Origin of the sequence: Xenorhabdus budapestensis (genome assembly GCF_002632465.1) — a bacterium.
In the GTDB taxonomy this organism is placed as follows: domain Bacteria; phylum Pseudomonadota; class Gammaproteobacteria; order Enterobacterales; family Enterobacteriaceae; genus Xenorhabdus; species Xenorhabdus budapestensis.
Map to the genome: position 1 here is coordinate 114,271 of NZ_NIBS01000003.1, position 20,009 is coordinate 134,279.

Genomic DNA, 20,009 nt, shown 5'->3' on the forward strand with positions numbered 1-20,009 from the left:
TTCCTCCCGCTGCCGCCCGACTTGCATGTGTTAGGCCTGCCGCCAGCGTTCAATCTGAGCCATGATCAAACTCTTCAATTAAAAGTTTGCTGCTCAAAGCATTAAACTGTCTGCTGTTAGTTCATAATGAATTAACTGTTCAGTCACTCTTCAAGACTTTAATCTTTTTTGCCTTGCGGCTTTTCGATAGTGTCCTGCGAGTGCCCACACAGATTGTCTGATTAACTTGTTAAAGAGCAGTGCAACCGAACGTTCGTTCCGGGTTGCGAGGCTGCGTATCTTACGCTTTCCTCTCAGAGTGTCAAGCCTTTATTTTCGCGGCTTTTAACTCCTGTCATCCCGACCTGTTTGTGTGTTTGTCGTGACAACGGATGCGCATTATAGGGAGCCTTCGAATTTACGCAAGTGTTTTTTGTAATTCCTTTTTCAACCGGATAAAATTTAAGCAAAAAGATTATTTTTGCCTATTTTTCATCACATTTGGCAGTTCTGCAAGGCTATTAATGACCAAATCAGCAGCCTGTTCTGCTTCTTGTGTTACAGGTTTCCCTGTACGTACGAGCACCTTAATCCCGACATTAGCGGCATTTGCTGCCAGCATATCTTCTATTTTGTCTCCCACCATATAAGAAGCCGCCATATTAATATGCAGTGCTTTTTGTGCATCAAGTAACATGCCTGGTTGTGGTTTACGACAATCACAGTTCTTTTTATAGTGTTCATCACTTGCTTCTGGATGATGTGGACAATAAAAAATACCTTCAAGATCAACGCCCCGATCTGCAAGTGACCAATCCATCCATTCTGTTAATTGTAAGAACTGCTCCTCTGTGAACATTTCCCGGGCGATTCCCGATTGATTTGTTACTAATACCAATGCATAACCCATTTTTTTCAATTCAAGCATAGCTTCAATTGTGCCATCAATAAATTGAAAATTATCTATTTCATGGACGTACCCATGATCAATGTTGATCGTGCCGTCACGATCTAAAAATACGGCGGGAATACCCTGAGTCACCTGATTGCTCCAAGAATGTACTGAACAGACAGTATCGCATGATTTGTTATTGAATGAGAATGCAGCATTTAATTTATTCCTAGTTGACTTAGACGTCTAGACGCCTTAACATCCACTTTAATTCATGACTTGTTGCAAATGCTTTCAAGTTACTCACTTTTATATCTCTAAGAAAAACATAAAAATGATAAAACTGACTCAGATAAATAAAGTATTTCAACAAGGAACGCGCAGTATAAAAGCACTTTCTGATATCAATCTGCATGTCCCGCAAGGGCAAATTTATGGTGTGATTGGTTCCTCTGGAGCCGGAAAGAGTACTTTGATTCGCTGTGTGAATATACTTGAACGCCCCACTTCCGGTCAGGTACTCGTTAATGGGCAGGATTTAACTTCTCTTTCAGAACGTGAACTGACTCGTGCCCGTCGTCATATTGGAATGATTTTCCAGCATTTTAATCTACTGTCATCCAGAACGGTATTTGACAATGTGGCACTACCTTTAGAATTGAACAACACCTCAAAAACAGAAATAAAAACAAAAGTTGATGAATTACTGGAGTTAGTTGGTCTTTCTGAGAAACATGATGCTTATCCTGCCAACCTATCTGGTGGTCAGAAGCAACGTGTCGCCATTGCCCGTGCTCTGGCAAACTCTCCAAAAGTACTTTTATGTGATGAGGCTACCAGTGCGCTGGATCCAGCAACAACGCGCTCTATTCTGGAGTTATTGAAAGATATTAATCGTCGTTTAGGGTTAACCATTTTGTTGATTACCCATGAAATGGATGTTGTTAAACGCATTTGCGACCAAGTTGCAGTAATTAGCGGTGGGCAGTTGATTGAACAGGATGTGGTTAGCGAAATATTTTCTCATCCTAAAACGCCTGTTGCTCAAGAGTTTATTAAATCCACACTACATTTGGATATTCCTGAGGACTATCAGCAAAGATTACAATCTGAATCAACTCCGGATAGCTGCCCATTATTGAAACTGGAATTTACGGGCAAATCCGTTGATGCTCCGCTAATTTCCATGGCAGTACGTCGTTTTAATATCGATATCAGTATATTGAGTTCTCAAATGGATTATGCCGGTGGTGTTAAATTTGGCGTTATGCTGGCTGAATTGGACGGCGAAAATAGCAGTATTGAATCAACAATTGCGTTCTTAAAAGAGCATCATGTGAAAGTAGAGGTTCTCGGTTATGTCTGAAGGAATGATTTTATTATTGGCTAAAGGAGTCTGGGAAACTCTGGTGATGACTTTTGTTTCCGGCTTTTTTGGCTTTGTGATTGGTTTACCTGCCGGAGTACTTTTGTATGTTACTCGCCCTGGGCAGATTATAGAAAACGGTACGCTATACCGCATACTTTCTGCCCTAGTAAACATAACTCGTTCAGTTCCATTCATTATTTTGCTGGTGTGGATGATCCCTTTCACGCGGCTGATTGTGGGAACTTCAATCGGGTTACAGGCAGCGATTGTTCCTTTAACTGTTGGTGCAGCACCTTTTATTGCTCGCATGGTAGAAAATGCGTTATTAGAAATTCCATCCGGGTTGATCGAAGCAGCGCGAGCAATGGGCGCAACGCCATTCCAGATTGTCAAAAAGATTCTGCTACCTGAAGCATTACCTGGTTTGATCAACGCAGCCACAATTACCTTAATTACATTGGTTGGGTACTCTGCTATGGGTGGTGCTGTTGGTGCCGGAGGCTTGGGTCAGATTGGTTATCAATATGGTTATATTGGCTACAATGCAACCGTGATGAATATCGTATTAGCATTATTAGTTGTCTTAGTATTCTTAATTCAATTAGGTGGCGACCATTTAGTTAAGGCCGTAAATCGTAAATAATTCAACAAGTGTGCCGATTAACGGCACCTATACCGATAGTTTTCAGGCGGCAGTAAACAAAGCTGCAACTTAAAATCTAAAAGGTATATTACCGGGCTTACATCCAAAAGCCTCATTATAGTAGTACGCAATAACTTGATAAGACAGGTTATAAATCAGTATTCAATAGGGGTAAAAATATGTCAGTGAAATTGAAATCCATTGCTGTAATTGGGGCATTATTGGGAACACTCGCACTTGCAGGCTGCGGTCAAGAACAGAGAGACCCAAACCACATTAAAGTGGGTGTCATTGCAGGGCCTGAATTACAAGTTGCTGAAGTTGCAAAACAAGTAGCGAAAGAGAAATACGGCCTTGATGTTGAACTGACAACATTCAATGACTATGTTCTACCGAATGAATCATTGAGCAAGGGGGATATAGACGTCAATGTTTTCCAGCACAAACCTTACTTAGATCAGCAAACAAAAGAGCGTAACTATAAACTGGCAATTGTTGGTAATTCTTTTATCTATCCAATGGCAGCTTACTCTAAGAAGATCAAATCACTGGACGAACTACAAGATGGTTCTCAGATTGCTATACCAAACGATCCAACCAACCAGGGGCGTGCTCTGCTGTTATTGCAAAAACAAGGTCTAATCAAATTGAAAGATGGTGTCGGCTTGCTGCCAACAATTCTGGACATTACCAGCAATCCTAAGCAGTTGGATATTGTGCAACTGGAAGCACCACAATTACCACGTTCACTGGATGATCAGAAGATCGCTTTAGCACTTATCAATAATACCTATGCAGGACAGATTGGTTTAACACCAGAGCAAGACGGGATCTTTATTGAAGATAAAAATTCACCTTATGTAAATATCATCGTCAGTCGTGAAGACAATAAAGATGCTGAAAACGTTCAAAAATTTGTGAAAGCCTATCAATCACCTGAAGTCGATCAGGAAGCTCAGAAAGTTTTCAAAGGTGGCGCAATAAAAGGTTGGTAACCTTTCATATTTAGGCAATCAAGATTAAAATTCTGGGGCGGATATTTTTATCCGCCCATTTTTATTGGAGAAGGGAATGCTTTTTATCATCGTTTCACCAATACTCAATCATCCCACACACACTGATTCAATCAGAATAAGGATTCATTTCAATGCGTATGTTACCTGTCTGTTTCATAGCGCTTTTTATGGTTGGGTGTACTTCCCTGCCAACTCAGGTTGATAAAACTGATAGGCTGGATTCAGAGACAGAAAACTATTCAGCCAGAAAAAACCAGAGTGCAACTTATGTTCGGGTATATACAAAACCAGACGAACTATTAGGCTCGCCATTTAAAGATCTCGGTATCGTTGCAGGGGAATCCTGCCGCAATACACTACAAGATCCTCCGGCAAGTATTGCGGTTGCACGACAGAAGATGCTGGCAAAAGCCTCTGGCTTGAATGCCAATGCCGTTCTACTGCATCAATGTGCAATCCTGTCTGGTCAGGGGTGCTATCAGATTGCTATCTGTGAAGGCACAGCGGTGAGAACCACTCATTAGTCATTATCAAGTTATTTATTAATAAAAGTATTCGGTACTGAAAAAGGCTTATGGCAGATTTTCATTTTACTCAAATAGGAACGATTCACTCTCCTTACAAAGAGAAGTTTGCCATTCCTCGTCAGCCAGGTTTGGTGGAAGATGGCATCGGTCAACTCGAATTACTCGCCCCTTATAATCAGGCAGATGCTGTGCGTGGATTGGAACAATTCAGCTATCTCTGGATTGTTTTCGTTTTTCATCAGACGATGAACGGTGGCTGGAATCCGTTAGTTCGTCCTCCCCGCTTAGGTGGCAATGCTAAAATGGGCGTATTTGCTACCCGCTCAACCTTCCGCCCCAATCCGATCGGCATGTCTTTAGTTGAGTTGAAAGGCATTGATTGTCAAAACAATCGTGTACTACTGCAACTGGGTAGTCTGGATTTAGTGGATGGAACACCAGTGCTCGATATCAAACCCTATCTACCTTTTGTTGAATCGCGCCCTGAAGCTAAAGCAGGATTTGCTCAAGATGCGCCAGATGCAGATATGGATGTTTGTTTTTCGCCAACCGCAGAACATCAACTTTTATGTCATCAGGTAAATTATCCTCAGTTACGGCGTTTTATCCGCCAGGTTTTAGCTCAAGACCCGCGTCCTGCCTACCGTCAGAAAGAGCAGGAAAAGCGAATATATGCAGCTCATATACTGGATTTCAACATACGCTGGCTGGTTAACGACACCATAACGAAAGTAGTTTCTATCGAACCGCGCTATCCCCAATAGATTTCGAGTTGCATCGCGGCAATACTTGAAAGATGAAAGGGATAAAACTCCTTTTGACATCGCAAACTCACTGGTAGACTAGCGGCTTACTTTATTTTCTGGGCTGGGTGGCCCTATCTTATTTCGCCATCCAGAAGCAACTTGCTATCCAATGGAAACTTACTATGCGTACTAGCCAATATCTGCTCTCTACTTTAAAAGAGACGCCTGCTGATGCAGAAGTAGTCAGTCATAAACTGATGCTTCGTGCCGGAATGATCCGTAAACTCGCTTCTGGTCTTTACAACTGGATGCCGACTGGTGTCCGCGTGTTGAGAAAAGTTGAAAACATTGTTCGTGAAGAAATGAATAATGCTGGAGCGGTTGAGGTTTCCATGCCGGTAGTTCAGCCAGCGGATTTGTGGCAGGAAAGTGGCCGTTGGGTACAATATGGCCCGGAATTACTGCGCTTGGAAGATCGCGGTGCCCGTCCTTTTGTTCTGGGGCCAACCCATGAAGAAGTCATTACTGATCTGATCCGCAACGAAGTGACTTCCTATAAGCAACTTCCATTAAATTTGTTCCAGATCCAGACCAAATTCCGCGATGAAGTTCGTCCACGCTTTGGCGTAATGCGTTCACGGGAATTCATCATGAAAGATGCTTACTCTTTCCACACCAATCAAGCATCTCTGCAAGAAACTTACGACAAAATGTACGATGCCTACAGCAAGATCTTTACCCGCATCGGGCTGGATTTCCGCGCAGTTCAAGCAGACACGGGGTCTATCGGTGGTAATGCTTCCCATGAGTTTCAGGTTCTGGCCGCCAGCGGTGAAGACGATATCGTTTTCTCTACAGAATCTAACTATGCAGCAAATATCGAACTTGCTGAAGCGGTCATGCCATTTCAGGAACGTTCAGCACCAACAGAAGATATGCGTCTGGTGGATACACCAAATGCAAAAACCATCGCTGAATTAGTAGAACAATTCAATCTGCCGATTGAGAAGACGGTCAAAACACTGATCGTCCATGCCACAGAAGGAAGCGGGCACAAACTGGTGGCATTACTGGTTCGTGGTGACCATGAATTGAATGAGATCAAGGCTGAAAAACTGTCATTGGTGACCAGCCCACTAGCGTTCGCTAGCGAAGAAGAAATTCGTGCTATCGTCAAAGCTGACCCTGGCTCTTTAGGCCCGGTGAATCTGCCTATACCTGTTATCATTGACCGTAGTGTATCCGTTATGAGCGACTTCGGTGCAGGTGCCAACATTGATGATAAACACTATTTTGGCATTAACTGGGAGCGTGACCTGCCTCTGCCAGAAATCGCAGATATTCGTAACGTGGTTGACGGTGATGCCAGCCCAGACGGTCAAGGTATATTACAAATTAAACGTGGTATTGAAGTCGGTCATATCTTCCAACTCGGCACAAAATACTCGGCTGCCCTGAAAGCAACTGTACAGAACGAAGATGGTCATAACCAAGTTGTTACAATGGGATGTTACGGTATTGGCGTGACCCGCATTGTCGCGGCTGCCATTGAGCAGAATCACGATGATCGCGGTATTATTTGGCCGGATGCGATTGCGCCATTCCAGGTAGCAATTTTGCCAATGAACATGCACAAATCCTATCGTGTCAAAGAGGTTGCCGAAAAACTGTATGCTGACTTACGTGCCAGCGGTATTGATGTAATTTTCGATGACCGTAAAGAGCGTCCGGGCGTGATGTTTGCAGATATGGAATTGATTGGTGTACCACATGCTCTGGTTATTGGTGATCGCAATCTCGATAATGGCGAAATCGAATATAAATGCCGCCGTAATGGTGACAAACAGATGCTGAAACTGGAAAACGTAGTTAACTACCTCAAAAGTAACATTAAACAATCTTAATTCTGATTAAGCATCCAGCCTGCCGTCAGGCAGAAACAGTAACAAAAAAACCTGCGTACGCAATACGCAGGTTTTTTATATGTGGCAGAAGAGATCACTTCTTACTTTTTAGTCTGGCAAGAAGACGATTTATCAAAACGGATTTTACCTGTCTGAATCAGTGCATTATCAAACAATCCATCTTCCATTGAGGGGCGAAGAGTATAATATCCCTCCATTTCTACATAAACAGGCTCTCCGCCTTCCGCACCCATTGCGCTATAACCTCGTTCCAGCTCGATATTTTCCGATGCATCATAGAATTTTCTGCTGTGGCATTCGGTAAAAATAGCACTGTCAGCAAAATAACGATATTCACCTGCCAGTTTCTTGGGTGTCACCTTTGCCAACTTATAATTTAATTCCGACTGGATCGGTTCGCCTTTGATATCCAGCATAACCAGATCCTCCCCTGTCATCTGGTAATAGGCTTTTTCACCTTCATCACTGGTTAAAGTTATCTTTTTACCATTGACGACCCAATGCCCTGTTTCAAAAAAGGGTTTTTCTTGTCCGGATTTCAAATAAGTTTGTCCCAGAATATATGCGCCATCATTTGAAAGCTGTAAGGTAGTCTCAATACCGGCGCAATCGGCACAAGGTATTACACCGTTAAACACCTTCTCATCAATTCGGAACTGATTTTGAGGTGTCAAATCATTCTGATCGACAGCTCCATTCTGATGAGCAGGATTATTCTGACACCCAACCGCTGTCAGCACTCCTGACGCTACAAGAGCAAGTAATATGTTTTTATTCATCACAATTCTCATTCAATAAACCCAGCAGATATACCATCTTTATAACATCAGTCTTGTATAAGATATGAAGTTTTCTTAATCAGGCTGACATTACTTTACCGTATCTCAAAATACACAGTGAAAAACCAAGTAATAATGGCGTAATTTTGTTGCGTAATGGTAAAGTAAGGATTTAACCTACTGACTTTTTCAATGTAACTCAACAGACTTATCCAGTAATCTGAGGAAAAGTTACTGTGCTATAGTCGTAGGTAGCATTTTTGCATTTGAGTTTGGTCAATCACGGGCGGCACGATAACCGCCACTAACATAGTGGTGAGCAAATATGTCTATAGATACTGAATATCAACCAATTAACTGTGATGATTACGATAGCCTTGAACTAGCTTGCCAAAACCAGCTTTACTTACATATCCAGTTGCGGGGTGGTGAAATATTTGAGGGAAAAGCTAATAAATTGATTTTGAGAAAAAAAGTCGAATATATTCTCGTAGAATCAAATGAAGAAACCCGTGAATTAAGATTAGATCACATTATCAGTTTCAGTAATCCAGAAATTGGAACAGTTGTTATTGAGCATTCTTCATTGTAAATAACACGTAAAACACGTTTACTACATAACAAAAGCTTACTACATAACAAAAAGTCCTCACTCAATGCGAGGACTTTTATCGTTGAAAAAATAAATTTACCCATGTAAATCAAACATAAAAAACATTCCTCTTGCCACGTTTTCATGGTACACGCAAGCTTCAACATAACCTAACGTGCCGCAACACAACTTGAAATCCATTGGGTATATAAAACGAGTTACTCAATAGCATCCCAGGCACCTTCTCCGGCACATCCAGATACAACGCTTGATACTCCACTGCCAATGAAAGAGCCTAATAATGAGTTATGCTCATCAAAAAATAATATGCCTGCAGTTGCAACAAATGTGTTGGCCCAATAATTAGTTGTATATCTCAAGAGTTTTCCATAATCACTGGTGTAACATGTCCCCCAATATTTCCCCTTCCCAGGTGTACCTAACGCATCACCCTTTCCGTTAAATGTCCGATCAGTGCTACTTAAATAGACAGTAATGTATGTTTTAAATATAAGACTAGAAATCTTAAAAGATGCTTTATAAAAACCGCCTGATTCAATTAGAACAAACGCTTTACATATTTCATCAATCTTATTTTGATCCAGTTTATCTTTCATTGCTGTAGAAAATGCCTGTACAATTTGAAGTTTAATTTCACTCTCATTAATTTCAGCACTCATAACAATAACCTTATTCAAAATGAAACACTAAATAAATTACAGTATTATTTTCATGACAGAGTTATATTTAAAATATTTTCCCAAAAAACTGTGACATCATCTGATTACCAGATGTTATTTATTATTCACTCATTTTAGAGTGAATTGGGTTAAATTTATAATCCAATTTATTTTTATAATAAATAACTCCACAAGATCAAACTTATTTGAATTTATAAGCGGATTTACCTCTAAAAAATCATCCTATATTTTAAAATTTAGTACACATTCGTATAATTTCAATAATAAATTATTTCTATTTTTCATTTTTTAACTTATAGTGTTAACAACTAAAAATTAATTCATTAAATAACAAGAGATTACATTAGGAGTAATGTAATCTCCTAAAACCGCAATCCAGGCTTCTACCGATGAGAAACTAAGTATGAGGTAAAATAGTACAAGGTAAAATTTTTTGCCACTGAACTGAAAAACCCATGTCTTCAGCCAAAAGTTGCCCCTCTTTCGTCACAAAAACCCCCAATGCTGCAATGAATTTATCATCATAGTAGAGCAATGGCGTTCTTTCCCTGAGCCAAGGTGCCACTCCAAGCTCCTGCCATAACTTTTTACTATGGCGGGAATGCTGCCGTCCTACAATGCTGATATTTCCCTGAATTCCAAAGCGGATTGTAACCCGCTCATTATTCTTAGGTGCTCTGATGTTAACCGTATCTCCTTTACCCTCCCCACTTTCGGAAAGGAAAAGTGTTCCCAGACCATCTGGTAATAGCAATTCCTGCTCTGTATTCCATTCGATAACCATATCAACAAGTGAATGATATTGAAAAACTAACCATAACTGTTGTCGATAACGGCGAATATCAAACTGTCCTAACCTGAAACAAGGTTCTGCATCCTGTCGGGAAAGTGCGACTTCTAACCAAATCCGTTGAAGTTGTTCACGAGCGGGCATTTTCACTCCATGCCGATTGAGCCACCGACGCAGTAATGCGTTGCGTTTAGCCTCAGAGTATGTTTCCAAAGGAGGAATTACTATCGCTCCCTCTGGAGTTATCAGCGAATTCAATAAATCATCAAGCAATTCATCCAATAATTGCTCTTGCTCGCCACACAAACTGGCACTACGGGAAACCGCTTGTGGAAAGTGTGGCCAACGCTGGTTGAGCAGTGGCATGATATTCAAACGCAGGAAATTGCGATCATACCGATCGTCCTGATTACTATCATCTTCAACCCATTTCAGCCCTTGTTCTTGCGCATAATTCTCTAATTCTGCACGGTTGACATTCAGTAATGGACGAATGAGCGTTGTCTCAGCAAATGACATAGAAGATGGCATGGAAGATAAGCCAGCCGGGCCACTTCCCCTTTTTAATGCCAACAAAAATGTTTCAGCTTGATCATCAAGATGTTGTGCCGTTACCAGAATCTCATCCTGTTGCAATTCATGCCGAAAAACCTGATAGCGAGCATCACGAGCCGCAGCTTCAATACCTTTCTTCCGGCTATCCAGGTTCACTCTTTCGGCATGGAAATCAACCTGCCAGTCAGCACAAATCTGGCAACAATGAGCAACCCACTCATCCGCTTTTACGTTTAGGCCATGATGAATGTGGACTGCCCTTAATGTGATTGGATTCTGTTTATCACAGTCCGCTTGTGAAGATTGTTGGCGCAGACGAACCAGTAAATGCAGCAACACGGTAGAATCCAGTCCACCACTAAATCCGACTAAAATTTTTTTATGTGTCCCTATCTGATCAGTCAATGTAATCATCAAAGGCTCATGTGCACTATTCATTGTGGTTAATACTCTTTTTTTAATTCGGAATATCAATCTTCAATCAAATCATCCGACAATTTATTTTTCGTCGAAGTTTCATTCTTTTCACTGATACAAAGTAACCCGGATATGATAACAAGTCCTAATCCCACCACATAGGCCGGAACGAATTCATCACCAAAGAACAAAATCAGCCACATCATCGACAATATTGGTGATAAAAATAAGATCGAGGCAATTTTCGGTGAGTCAGGGCTGCTCATGGCCTTGAACCAGATAATATAAGATATCCCATTCAATATGATGCCATTTAGCAGTGTTGGCATTAGAGAATTTCCCACAGGCCACTGGAATCTGCTGAACGCTAATAAAAATACGAGAGATACTATAGTTGAGTTAGTGAAAACCCAAAACGTACTGATATAAGGATCAATAGCAAAGTGTTTTGATAAAACAGACAATAAAGCAAAACAGAACGCTCCGCTAAACACCAGTAATAGAGCCTGTGGGTGTTGTACAGAAATTTGGGTGATATTACCTTGGGTAAAGGTGATAACAACTGCAATAAAGCCAATTGTCATACCTATCATCTGCTTGATAGATAATTTCTCTTTGAACAAGAGAAATGACAGTCCGATTATCATCAACGGCCAACTATATTGAATAACCAAAACAGCAACACCATTTTCGATAGAATAACCATAGTAGAGCAGTAAATAAAAGAAACAGTCCAAAGCCCCTAATATGAGGACCTTAATCATTACAGGAAAAGGAATAAATAAAAGTTGCTTCCAGTTTCTCCCCATCATGACCGCAACCAGAAAGACAGCCAAAACAGACAGTACATTTGACCAGAATAAAAATTGGAAATGATCCATCTCTTTCTGACCAAAACGCGATATAGACGGAATGAAACTCCAAATGAATACACAGGAAAACGCATAAATAATATATTTATTGAGCATAGAATAAATCCATTATTAAGGAATGTTGACATTCTGTAAGGAATTTTAGAGAACATGATAGCTTGAGATCATTATTTCCACCACAAAAATCACAATGCCGACATATCATGCCGAAAGCAATACGACCAAGATCCCTAGGGACGTAAACGACTCATACAACTAAGTAGCTTCATTTATCACAAAAAGAACATAACCTGATTTCCGAAAATGTCTGTTATACAAATATGGAAAAAGTACTATATCTTTTTTCTGTGTAAAATCATTGCCTGAAATTTAAACTAAATTAATCAATAAACTAAAAGATGGAATAATTACTGGAGAATACCAGATAGATTATTCAAAATATCAAGGAAAAATCGTAAATTTAGATATACCCTTCGTCTTTCAAGTTGCAGCTTTATTGGCTGCGTTACTCTTTTTTACAACTAACCCCGGTCACCATTTTTATAAACATACAGTTTTTATGCTCCCGGGGATTAGTACCCTTGCCGCCGCGCTGTATCTTAAAATCCATTGGGTATAGCAATAATAAATATTCATTTTATTACATTTAATAACAGAATAAAATTAAACAATATCAGTACAATGAAGAACATAATCTCTATCATTTAACAAATAATATTCTAATTTTTAATATCAATGCTAGGATAAGCACGGCGAATAAGTCTAGTCACAAATATCACCAATATTACCTTCACAATATCTCCAGGAAGGAAAAAAAGAGTACCTACAGCAGCTTGATATAAACTCAGTTCAGCAAAAACAGCTACCCACGGAATGCCAATAGCATAAACAAGAACAATTCCCCCAAGTACGATAAAACAAGCTTCTTTAATAATTGTCAAAGACCTTAAATTTTTCTCATACAAATAACCAATCAAACCTGCGGCTAATGGCCAAGCAAGAATAAAGCCACCACTTGGGCTAAGCATCACCCCCAAGCCTCCTTTTCCTCCAGCTAAAACAGGAAAGCCTATTACAATTAATAAAATGTAAATACAAAGAGCAATTGAACCTCTCTTCGCTCCAATAATACTACCTGCTAGCATGCACCCTATTGATTGAGCCGTCAACGGCACACCTATTGGTAACGTTAGTGGTGGAAATAAACCCAAAGCTGTCGTTAATGCAGAAAATAACGCAATATAAACAATATTTTTACTATTCATATAATCTTTCTCTTATTGATATTTAAGAATTATTCTTATGCCATTATTTCTATGGATTATAAGAACGTGCTTCAATCGCAGCTGCAATATCATCTGCCATTTTCAATATTTTTACTATCAAAGGAATAGCAATAGCTATCAACCTAGATCCGGTAAAAAATATCGGCACACCGATAATATATAATATCACTACAATTCGGATACAAATGATATCTTCCCTAATTTTTTAAGGTTATCACATATCATGCGAACTATAAAAGAGGATGAAAAATTAAAAATTGAGCTGGCTTTAATGAAAAGCCAGAATAATATTGTGATATTATCGGCAGAAAAAAGAATCTCTCATTGCAAGAGGAAAGGAAAAAAAAACACTTTACCTGCTAATTTATTTATCAAAATTACTAATAAAAGGAAAATACGGTGTTATTTTGGAAATCTACATCTACCAATATACTTAACTCTAGAAATCTCAAAGCTGTTATTGATAACCAGATTCCTGCTCTCATAATAGCAGATTTTGCAACCCGCCAAGAATCTTTTAATTTTTCTCAAACCGTTCTAAAAAAGAAAACAATAGCATACGAATTTGGTCAGCCAGGTTCTTATTTAGGCGTATCGTTAGCACATTACAGAAATAGTTCAAAAGAAAAATATTTTACAAAAGTCAAAGAAGCTGAAGAACAGCGTTTAGAAATTATTAAACAATCCTTTGACCCTGTTGCTCGTTTTTTCCAATATATTAACCAACAAACTGATTACTCTATTTCAGTAGCCAATGAATCAACGTTTGGTTCATATTTTGCAGGTATTATTCGTGTCATATCACACGGAACTGATCCTCACGTAGATTATGCACCGACTTTTACAAAAGGAGAATTGATAGTCGGAGAGATAAGCACCCAACTCGCTTGGAATTTTTATGCTTCATCACCCGAAGAAGGAGGAGAAACTGTTGTGTATAATCAACCCTATACTTTTTCCGGTATTAATAAAACTTATGAGGCTTACGATACCCAATTGTTAGAAGGATGTGAATCTTATACATTTAAGCCCACTGTTGGTTCTGTCGTGATTTTTAACACGATGAATCCACATATCGTCCTTCCTGCTGCACAGAAAGCCAAAATCCCTCGTATAGCGACAGGATCATTTTTAGGGCTCTTACGGCCTAATCAGATTATTGCTTGGTCATAACATTGTGAGAAAATGATGAAAACCAATTTTAATACAATAAGTTGCTATATTATCACGATTCTTACTGGTGGAACTTCTTGGTATGCCACAACATTGCAACTTACCGATGTTTCTCCAGTTATATCTCTAATCTACCGTTTTACTATCGCGGCATTAATACTTTTGTTATTGAGTCAATTAAACGGTAGTTTACAGTGTTATACATGGAGACAACATGGATTACTGGCACTGATGGGATTCTTATGCTTCTCGCTGGCATTTTTACTTATTTATCAATCAGCTGAACTCATTACCAGCAGTTTTATTGCACTTATATATTCCACCGTGATTTTTTTTAATACCTTAAATGCCGCTCTATTTTTTAAGCAACGCCTTTTATTTTCAGTGATTACAGCAGCAGTGATAGGTTCAATAGGTATTTTTTTAGTATTTCTACCAGAGTTATTTACTGGGAACTGGAATTGGCTCGGTTTTATTTATGCTCTAGGCGCTACAATCGCTTTCTCTTTTTCTAATGTATGCGCCAACCATTTACAATCTCAAGGAATAAATGTATTACCTATGACTGGTTATTCTATGTGTTGGGGAGTACTATTTCTACTTGGATATGCTGTGATTACTGGAGTTCCTTTCATCTTCGATAGTTCTCTCTCATATGTATTGTCACTAGGTTGGCTTATTTTATTTCCATCTGTTATTGGATATACCATTTATTTCTTTATTGTCGCTCGTTTAGGTATGCAACATGCCGCATATACATTACTCATTGTGCCTATAATGGCGTTGTTAATCTCAACATTTACTGAAGATTATAATCTATCAATATGGACACTGGCAGGAACTTTTCTTATCTTAGTCGGTAACTATATAATCATAGACAATCAAGCCAATAACACTCAGAAAAACTCTAAATAGTTTTTATTTTATTAATATACAATGCAATATTTTTTATCAATGGAATTAATTTGGATCATAGTTTTATAAGGAGCGTAGTTAGGATGCGTTAATAGATTCACTGATGGATTGAATTTTCAAATCATCCAGTAGTAACTATGGTTATATATTGTAAGAGAACTTTTTTTAACTCTAAAAAAGGATGGCTCAAATTACAAACCATCCAAATGTTATGAAATAACGATATTTCTTAAGTCAGGCTTATAGAGCTAATCTAAAGAAATTGGGGGTATAAACGGCAATAACCCCTATATTCAGCTAATCGGTCAGAAACATTTTTTAAAATAGCTTAATGAAATAACAACCAAATGTTAGCAATAGCCGTACTGCATTAAACGTTCATAACGACGGTTCACTAATTCTTCACTGCTGAGCTCACTCAATTCAGTAAGATCAGCCAGTAATTGTGCTTTCAGCGTATCTGCTATTACTTCGTAATTACGATGTGCACCACCTAATGGTTCCGGAACCACTGAATCAATCAATTTCAGCTCTTTCAGGCGAGGTGCTGTATTGCCCATCGCTTCTGCTGCCAAAGGTGCTTTGTCAGCACTTTTCCATAAAATGGAAGCACAACCTTCCGGCGAAATGGTAGAAAACGTGCTGTATTGCAACATATTCACTTTATCACCAACGCTCAGTGCCAATGCACCACCGGAGCCACCTTCACCGATAACCGTACAGATAACAGGCACAGACAAACGGGACATTTCACGTAGGTTACGAGCGATAGCTTCTGACTGCCCACGCTCTTCTGCTCCAACCCCCGGATATGCGCCTGGAGTATCAATAAAAGTGATGATTGGCAGTTTGAAACGCTCTGCCATTTCCATCAATCGCAGAGCCTTACGATACCCTTCTGGAGATGGCATACCAAAGTTACGACGGATCTTTTCTTTTGTCTCACGACCCTTTTGATGCCCAATCACCATCACCGGACGACCATTAATACGTGCCAATCCACCGACTATCGCTTTGTCATCCGCATAAGCACGATCACCAGCCAATTCTTCAAAATCAGTAAAAATGCGCTGAATATAATCCAGTGTATAGGGACGAAGGGGATGACGTGACAGTTGAGAAATCTGCCATGCCCCCAGATCAGAGAAAATTTTGCGAGTCAGCTCTACGCTTTTTTCCCGCAGACGCTGGACTTCTTCATCCAGATTGATATCTAGCTTTTCATCTTGACGGCTAACTGCGGTGAGCGAATCGATTTTCGCTTCCAGCTCGGCAATCGGCTGTTCAAAATCCAGAAAATTCAGACTCATAACGTTCCTATTTTAGTCAAATTCTAATTCTACCTGCTCGCTACCCAGCAGAGTTCGTAGATCTGTCAAAAGGGTATCCGTTGGAGTTACCCGCCATGTTGCCCCGAATCGTAAACGGGCACGGGCATCCACCCGCTGGTAATAAAGATGAACCGGTATCGTACCTGAACGATGTGGTTCCAATGTGCCACGAAGACGGTTCAATAATTGTTCATCAATTTGCCTGTCTGACAACGAGATAGCAAGCCCACGCGCAAATTTTTCACGGGCCTCACTGATATCCATTAATTCCCGGGCAGTCATTTTAAGCCCACCACTGAAGTCATCAAAGCTGACTTGTCCGGTTGCGATTAAAATTTTGTCCTTCTCCAACAAATGCTGATATCTTTCCAGGGCATCAGAGAACAACATGGCTTCCAGCCGCCCTGAGCGATCATCCAATGTGCAGATACCAATCCGATTACCCCGTTTGGTCGTTACAATTTTGGATGTCAGCACCAAACCTACCACAGTTGTAACTTGCCCACGAGGTGTTGGATTCACGTCTTTTAGACGTAATCCATTCGTATATCGTTCAATCTCTTTTAAATAACCGGTGATCGGATGACCGGTCAAATATAGCCCCAGAGTTTCCCGCTCACCATCCAATACCACCTGATCCGGCCATTTTGGCGTACTGGCATATGAATTCTCAACTTGTTCAGGCTTTTCTGCCAGCACGCCAAACATATCCGTTTGACCAATGGCCTCGGCCTTGGCATGTTGATCCGCTGCTTTCAGAGCATCTTCCAGTGAGGACATTAAGGCTGCACGGTGTGGCCCCAGCCTGTCGAATGCCCCTGACATAATCAGTTTTTCCATCACTCGGCGGTTCAGTTTTTTGATATCAACACGGGCACACAGCTCAAACAGCTCTTTAAAGTGCCCACCTTTCTGACGAGCTTCAATAATGGCTTCAATCGGCCCTTCACCAACACCTTTGATCGCACCAATACCATAAACAATTTCGCCTTCATCATTGACGTGAAAATGGTACAAACCACTATTGATATCAGGAGGCAAAACTTTCAGCCCCATACGCCAGCACTCATCCACCAAACCAACGACTTTCTCTGTATTATCCATATCAGCCGTCATTACGGCAGCCATAAATTCTGCCGGGTAATGGGCTTTTAGCCATAATGTCTGATAAGAAACCAACGCATAGGCAGCAGAATGAGATTTGTTGAAACCATAACCTGCGAATTTCTCCACTAAATCGAAGATTTTCATTGCAAGTTCGCCATTTATCCCCTGTTCTACCGCGCCGTCTTCAAATACTGAGCGCTGTTTAGCCATCTCCTCTGGTTTTTTCTTACCCATCGCACGGCGCAACATATCTGCACCACCGAGGGTATAACCCGCCAATACCTGTGCAATCTGCATCACCTGTTCCTGATACAAGATAATGCCATAGGTTGGCTCTAATACAGGCTTTAAGGACTCATGTTGCCATTCGACATCTGGATAAGAAATTTCTTCCCGCCCATGTTTACGGTCGATAAAGTTATCCACCATGCCTGATTGCAGCGGCCCCGGACGGAACAGTGCTACCAGAGCGATCATGTCTTCAAAACAGTCAGGGCGCAGACGCTTGATCAAATCTTTCATGCCACGGGATTCAAGCTGGAACACAGCAGTCGTTTCAGAACGTTGCAGCATGTCGAAACTTTTCTGGTCATCCAGTGGAATTGCCGCAATATCAATCGGCTCCAGATTTTTCTTAGTACGACGTGCATTCACCATCTCAAGTGCCCAGTTTATGATGGTTAATGTTCTCAGCCCGAGGAAGTCAAACTTCACTAATCCGGCATATTCCACGTCATTTTTGTCAAACTGGGTGACCGGGTTCTGACCTTCTGGATCGCAGTAAATAGGAGCAAAATCGGTGATTTTGGTCGGTGCAATAACTACCCCACCCGCATGTTTACCTGCGTTACGAGTCACCCCTTCCAGTTTACGCGCCATGTCAATCAGCGCCTTAACTTCTTCATCCGCTTCGTAAATTTCAGGTAACTGAGGCTCTGCTGCAAATGCCTTTTCCAGCGTCATTCCCGGATCAAGGGGAACCAACTTTGATATCCGATCAACGAAGCCATAGGGATGACCAAGTACTCGCCCAACATCACGAATTACCGCTTTTGCCGCCATCGTACCAAAAGTGATGATCTGTGATACTGCATCTCGCCCGTACATATCAGCAACGTGTTCAATAACCTGATCGCGTTTTTCCATACAGAAATCAACGTCAAAGTCAGGCATGGAAATACGTTCTGGGTTAAGGAAACGTTCGAACAGTAAATCGAATTCAAGTGGATCGAGGTCAGTAATTTTCAGGGCATAAGCGACAAGAGAACCTGCACCAGAACCACGTCCCGGCCCTACTGGTACACCGTTATCTTTCGACCACTGGATAAATTCCATCACGATCAGGAAGTAGCCCGGAAATCCCATCTGGTTGATCACTTTCAACTCAACATCCAGACGCTCATCATATTCTGTTCGCTTTTCTGCCCTGATTGCCGGATCAGGATAAAGGAATGTTAAGCGCTGCTCTAAACCCTGTTTTGATTTTTCAATCAGATAGTCTTCAGTGCTCATACCCCCTGTCGGGAATTTTGGCAAGAAATATTCATCAAGACGGATCGTAACATTACAACGTTTCGCAATTTCTACGCTATTTTCTAATGCTTCAGGGATGTCAGAAAAAAGCCCACACATCTCCTGTTCACTGCGCAGATATTGCTGAGGACTGTATTTTTTCGGACGCTTAGGATCAGAGAGTGTATAGCCGTCATGGATGGCAACTCGAATTTCATGAGCCTCAAAATCTTCACTTTCCAGAAAACAGACATCATTGGTTGCTACAATTGGAAGATTTTTTTCTGCTGCTAATTCAACAGCAGCATGAAGATAAGTCTCTTCATCCTGACGTCCGGTGCGGATGAGTTCCAAATAGTAACAATCTGGAAAGTGTTCCTGATAAAAATCGAGGCATTGCTCAACTAACACATGGTTGCCACGCAACAAAAACTTGCCGACATCACCCATACGTCCGCCAGACAGCAATATTAGCCCCGCTTTATGTTTTACCAGCCACTCTTGTTTGATAGTTGGGCCAATTGCCCCATAGCCTTTCTGATAGGCTTCGGAAATCAGTAAGGTCAGATTCTGATAACCTTCATTATTGCGGGCCAGAATGGTCAGATGGGCGTATTCATCACCCAACTGATCGCTTTCCATGTAGAAATCGGCCCCAATTATGGGCTTAATACCCGCACTATGGGCACTACCATAGAATTTCACCAAGCCACACAGGTTAGTAAAATCCGTGATTGCAAATGCAGGCATACCAAGTTTGACCACTTTTTTTACCAGTGGGCCTGTTTTGGCTAAGCCATCAATCATTGAATAATCACTGTGAACACGTAAGTGCACAAAACGTGGTTCTGTCATAGTCTGCCCAGATACTTATTCCAGATT

The 20,009-nt window shown here is 40.7% G+C and carries 17 protein-coding genes; 9 read left to right on the top strand and 8 right to left on the bottom strand.

All coding sequences use genetic code 11. The features are described 5' to 3' along the window. Positions 1–454: 454 nt before the first annotated feature. The gene (gene gmhB, locus Xbud_RS04820) at positions 455–1,021 is read right to left on the bottom strand and encodes a D-glycero-beta-D-manno-heptose 1,7-bisphosphate 7-phosphatase (RefSeq protein ID WP_099134997.1); all 567 of its coding nucleotides are present in this window, start codon (positions 1,019–1,021) and stop codon (positions 455–457) included. A gap of 184 nt (positions 1,022–1,205) precedes the next feature. Between gmhB and metN the strand changes: the two genes are divergently transcribed. From metN to proS, 6 genes are all read left to right on the top strand, one after another. Next, positions 1,206–2,237: a methionine ABC transporter ATP-binding protein MetN gene (gene metN / locus Xbud_RS04825; protein ID WP_099134998.1), complete on the top strand. Its 1,032-nt coding sequence runs from the start codon at positions 1,206–1,208 to the stop codon at positions 2,235–2,237. Next, entirely contained in the window at positions 2,230–2,883 is a 654-nt protein-coding gene (locus tag Xbud_RS04830) for a methionine ABC transporter permease MetI (protein WP_099134999.1), read from the top strand. Before metN ends, Xbud_RS04830 begins: the two co-directional genes overlap by 8 nt. Before the next feature lie 179 nt (positions 2,884–3,062). Then, complete coding sequence (locus tag Xbud_RS04835; protein WP_099135000.1) at positions 3,063–3,878, top strand: MetQ/NlpA family lipoprotein; 816 nt, start codon at positions 3,063–3,065, stop codon at positions 3,876–3,878. A gap of 152 nt (positions 3,879–4,030) precedes the next feature. Beyond that, positions 4,031–4,423 (top strand): Rcs stress response system protein RcsF, encoded by a 393-nt coding sequence (gene rcsF / locus Xbud_RS04840; RefSeq protein ID WP_099135001.1) that lies wholly within the window; start codon positions 4,031–4,033, stop codon positions 4,421–4,423. Positions 4,424–4,473: 50 nt separating this feature from the next. Next, positions 4,474–5,190 carry a tRNA (N6-threonylcarbamoyladenosine(37)-N6)-methyltransferase TrmO gene (tsaA, locus tag Xbud_RS04845; RefSeq protein ID WP_099135002.1) on the top strand — a complete coding sequence of 239 codons (717 nt, stop codon included), beginning with the start codon at positions 4,474–4,476 and terminating at the stop codon, positions 5,188–5,190. A gap of 164 nt (positions 5,191–5,354) precedes the next feature. Then, complete coding sequence (proS, locus tag Xbud_RS04850) at positions 5,355–7,076, top strand: proline--tRNA ligase (RefSeq protein ID WP_099135003.1); 1,722 nt, start codon at positions 5,355–5,357, stop codon at positions 7,074–7,076. Positions 7,077–7,177: 101 nt separating this feature from the next. Here the strand turns inward: proS and nlpE are convergent, their stop codons facing one another. Beyond that, positions 7,178–7,876 (bottom strand): envelope stress response activation lipoprotein NlpE, encoded by a 699-nt coding sequence (gene nlpE, locus Xbud_RS04855; RefSeq protein ID WP_099135142.1) that lies wholly within the window; start codon positions 7,874–7,876, stop codon positions 7,178–7,180. Between the two features lie 325 nt (positions 7,877–8,201). On the opposite strand from nlpE, the gene rof reads away from it, so the two are divergent. Further along, on the top strand, positions 8,202–8,468 hold the full coding sequence (rof, locus tag Xbud_RS04860) for a Rho-binding antiterminator (protein WP_099135004.1): 267 nt from the start codon (positions 8,202–8,204) through the stop codon (positions 8,466–8,468). A 218-nt stretch (positions 8,469–8,686) separates the two neighbouring features. Here rof and Xbud_RS04865 read toward each other — a convergent pair whose 3' ends face one another. The 4 genes from Xbud_RS04865 to Xbud_RS04880 all read right to left on the bottom strand — a co-directional run bounded on the left by Xbud_RS04865 (position 8,687) and on the right by Xbud_RS04880 (position 13,068). Beyond that, a complete protein-coding gene (locus Xbud_RS04865; protein WP_099135005.1) occupies positions 8,687–9,148 on the bottom strand; it encodes a VapA/VapB family virulence-associated protein in 462 nt (153 codons plus the stop codon). A gap of 418 nt (positions 9,149–9,566) precedes the next feature. Then, complete coding sequence (tilS, locus tag Xbud_RS04870) at positions 9,567–10,952, bottom strand: tRNA lysidine(34) synthetase TilS (protein ID WP_099135006.1); 1,386 nt, start codon at positions 10,950–10,952, stop codon at positions 9,567–9,569. Positions 10,953–10,984: 32 nt separating this feature from the next. Next, complete coding sequence (locus tag Xbud_RS04875; protein ID WP_099135007.1) at positions 10,985–11,899, bottom strand: DMT family transporter; 915 nt, start codon at positions 11,897–11,899, stop codon at positions 10,985–10,987. Positions 11,900–12,522: 623 nt separating this feature from the next. Then, positions 12,523–13,068 carry a biotin transporter BioY gene (locus tag Xbud_RS04880; protein ID WP_099135008.1) on the bottom strand — a complete coding sequence of 182 codons (546 nt, stop codon included), beginning with the start codon at positions 13,066–13,068 and terminating at the stop codon, positions 12,523–12,525. A 420-nt stretch (positions 13,069–13,488) separates the two neighbouring features. Here Xbud_RS04880 and Xbud_RS04890 point away from each other — a divergent pair, with 420 nt between their 5' ends. Both Xbud_RS04890 and Xbud_RS04895 read left to right on the top strand, forming a co-directional pair. Next, on the top strand, positions 13,489–14,262 hold the full coding sequence (locus Xbud_RS04890; RefSeq protein WP_099135009.1) for a 2OG-Fe(II)-dependent halogenase WelO5 family protein: 774 nt from the start codon (positions 13,489–13,491) through the stop codon (positions 14,260–14,262). A 12-nt stretch (positions 14,263–14,274) separates the two neighbouring features. Next, positions 14,275–15,177: a DMT family transporter gene (locus Xbud_RS04895; RefSeq protein ID WP_099135010.1), complete on the top strand. Its 903-nt coding sequence runs from the start codon at positions 14,275–14,277 to the stop codon at positions 15,175–15,177. 350 nt (positions 15,178–15,527) lie between these two features. On the opposite strand, the gene accA is transcribed toward Xbud_RS04895, so the two are convergent. Beyond that, on the bottom strand, positions 15,528–16,487 hold the full coding sequence (gene accA / locus Xbud_RS04900) for an acetyl-CoA carboxylase carboxyl transferase subunit alpha (RefSeq protein ID WP_099135011.1): 960 nt from the start codon (positions 16,485–16,487) through the stop codon (positions 15,528–15,530). 12 nt (positions 16,488–16,499) lie between these two features. Then, on the bottom strand, positions 16,500–19,982 hold the full coding sequence (gene dnaE / locus Xbud_RS04905) for a DNA polymerase III subunit alpha (RefSeq protein WP_099135012.1): 3,483 nt from the start codon (positions 19,980–19,982) through the stop codon (positions 16,500–16,502). Positions 19,983–20,009 lie beyond the last annotated feature (27 nt).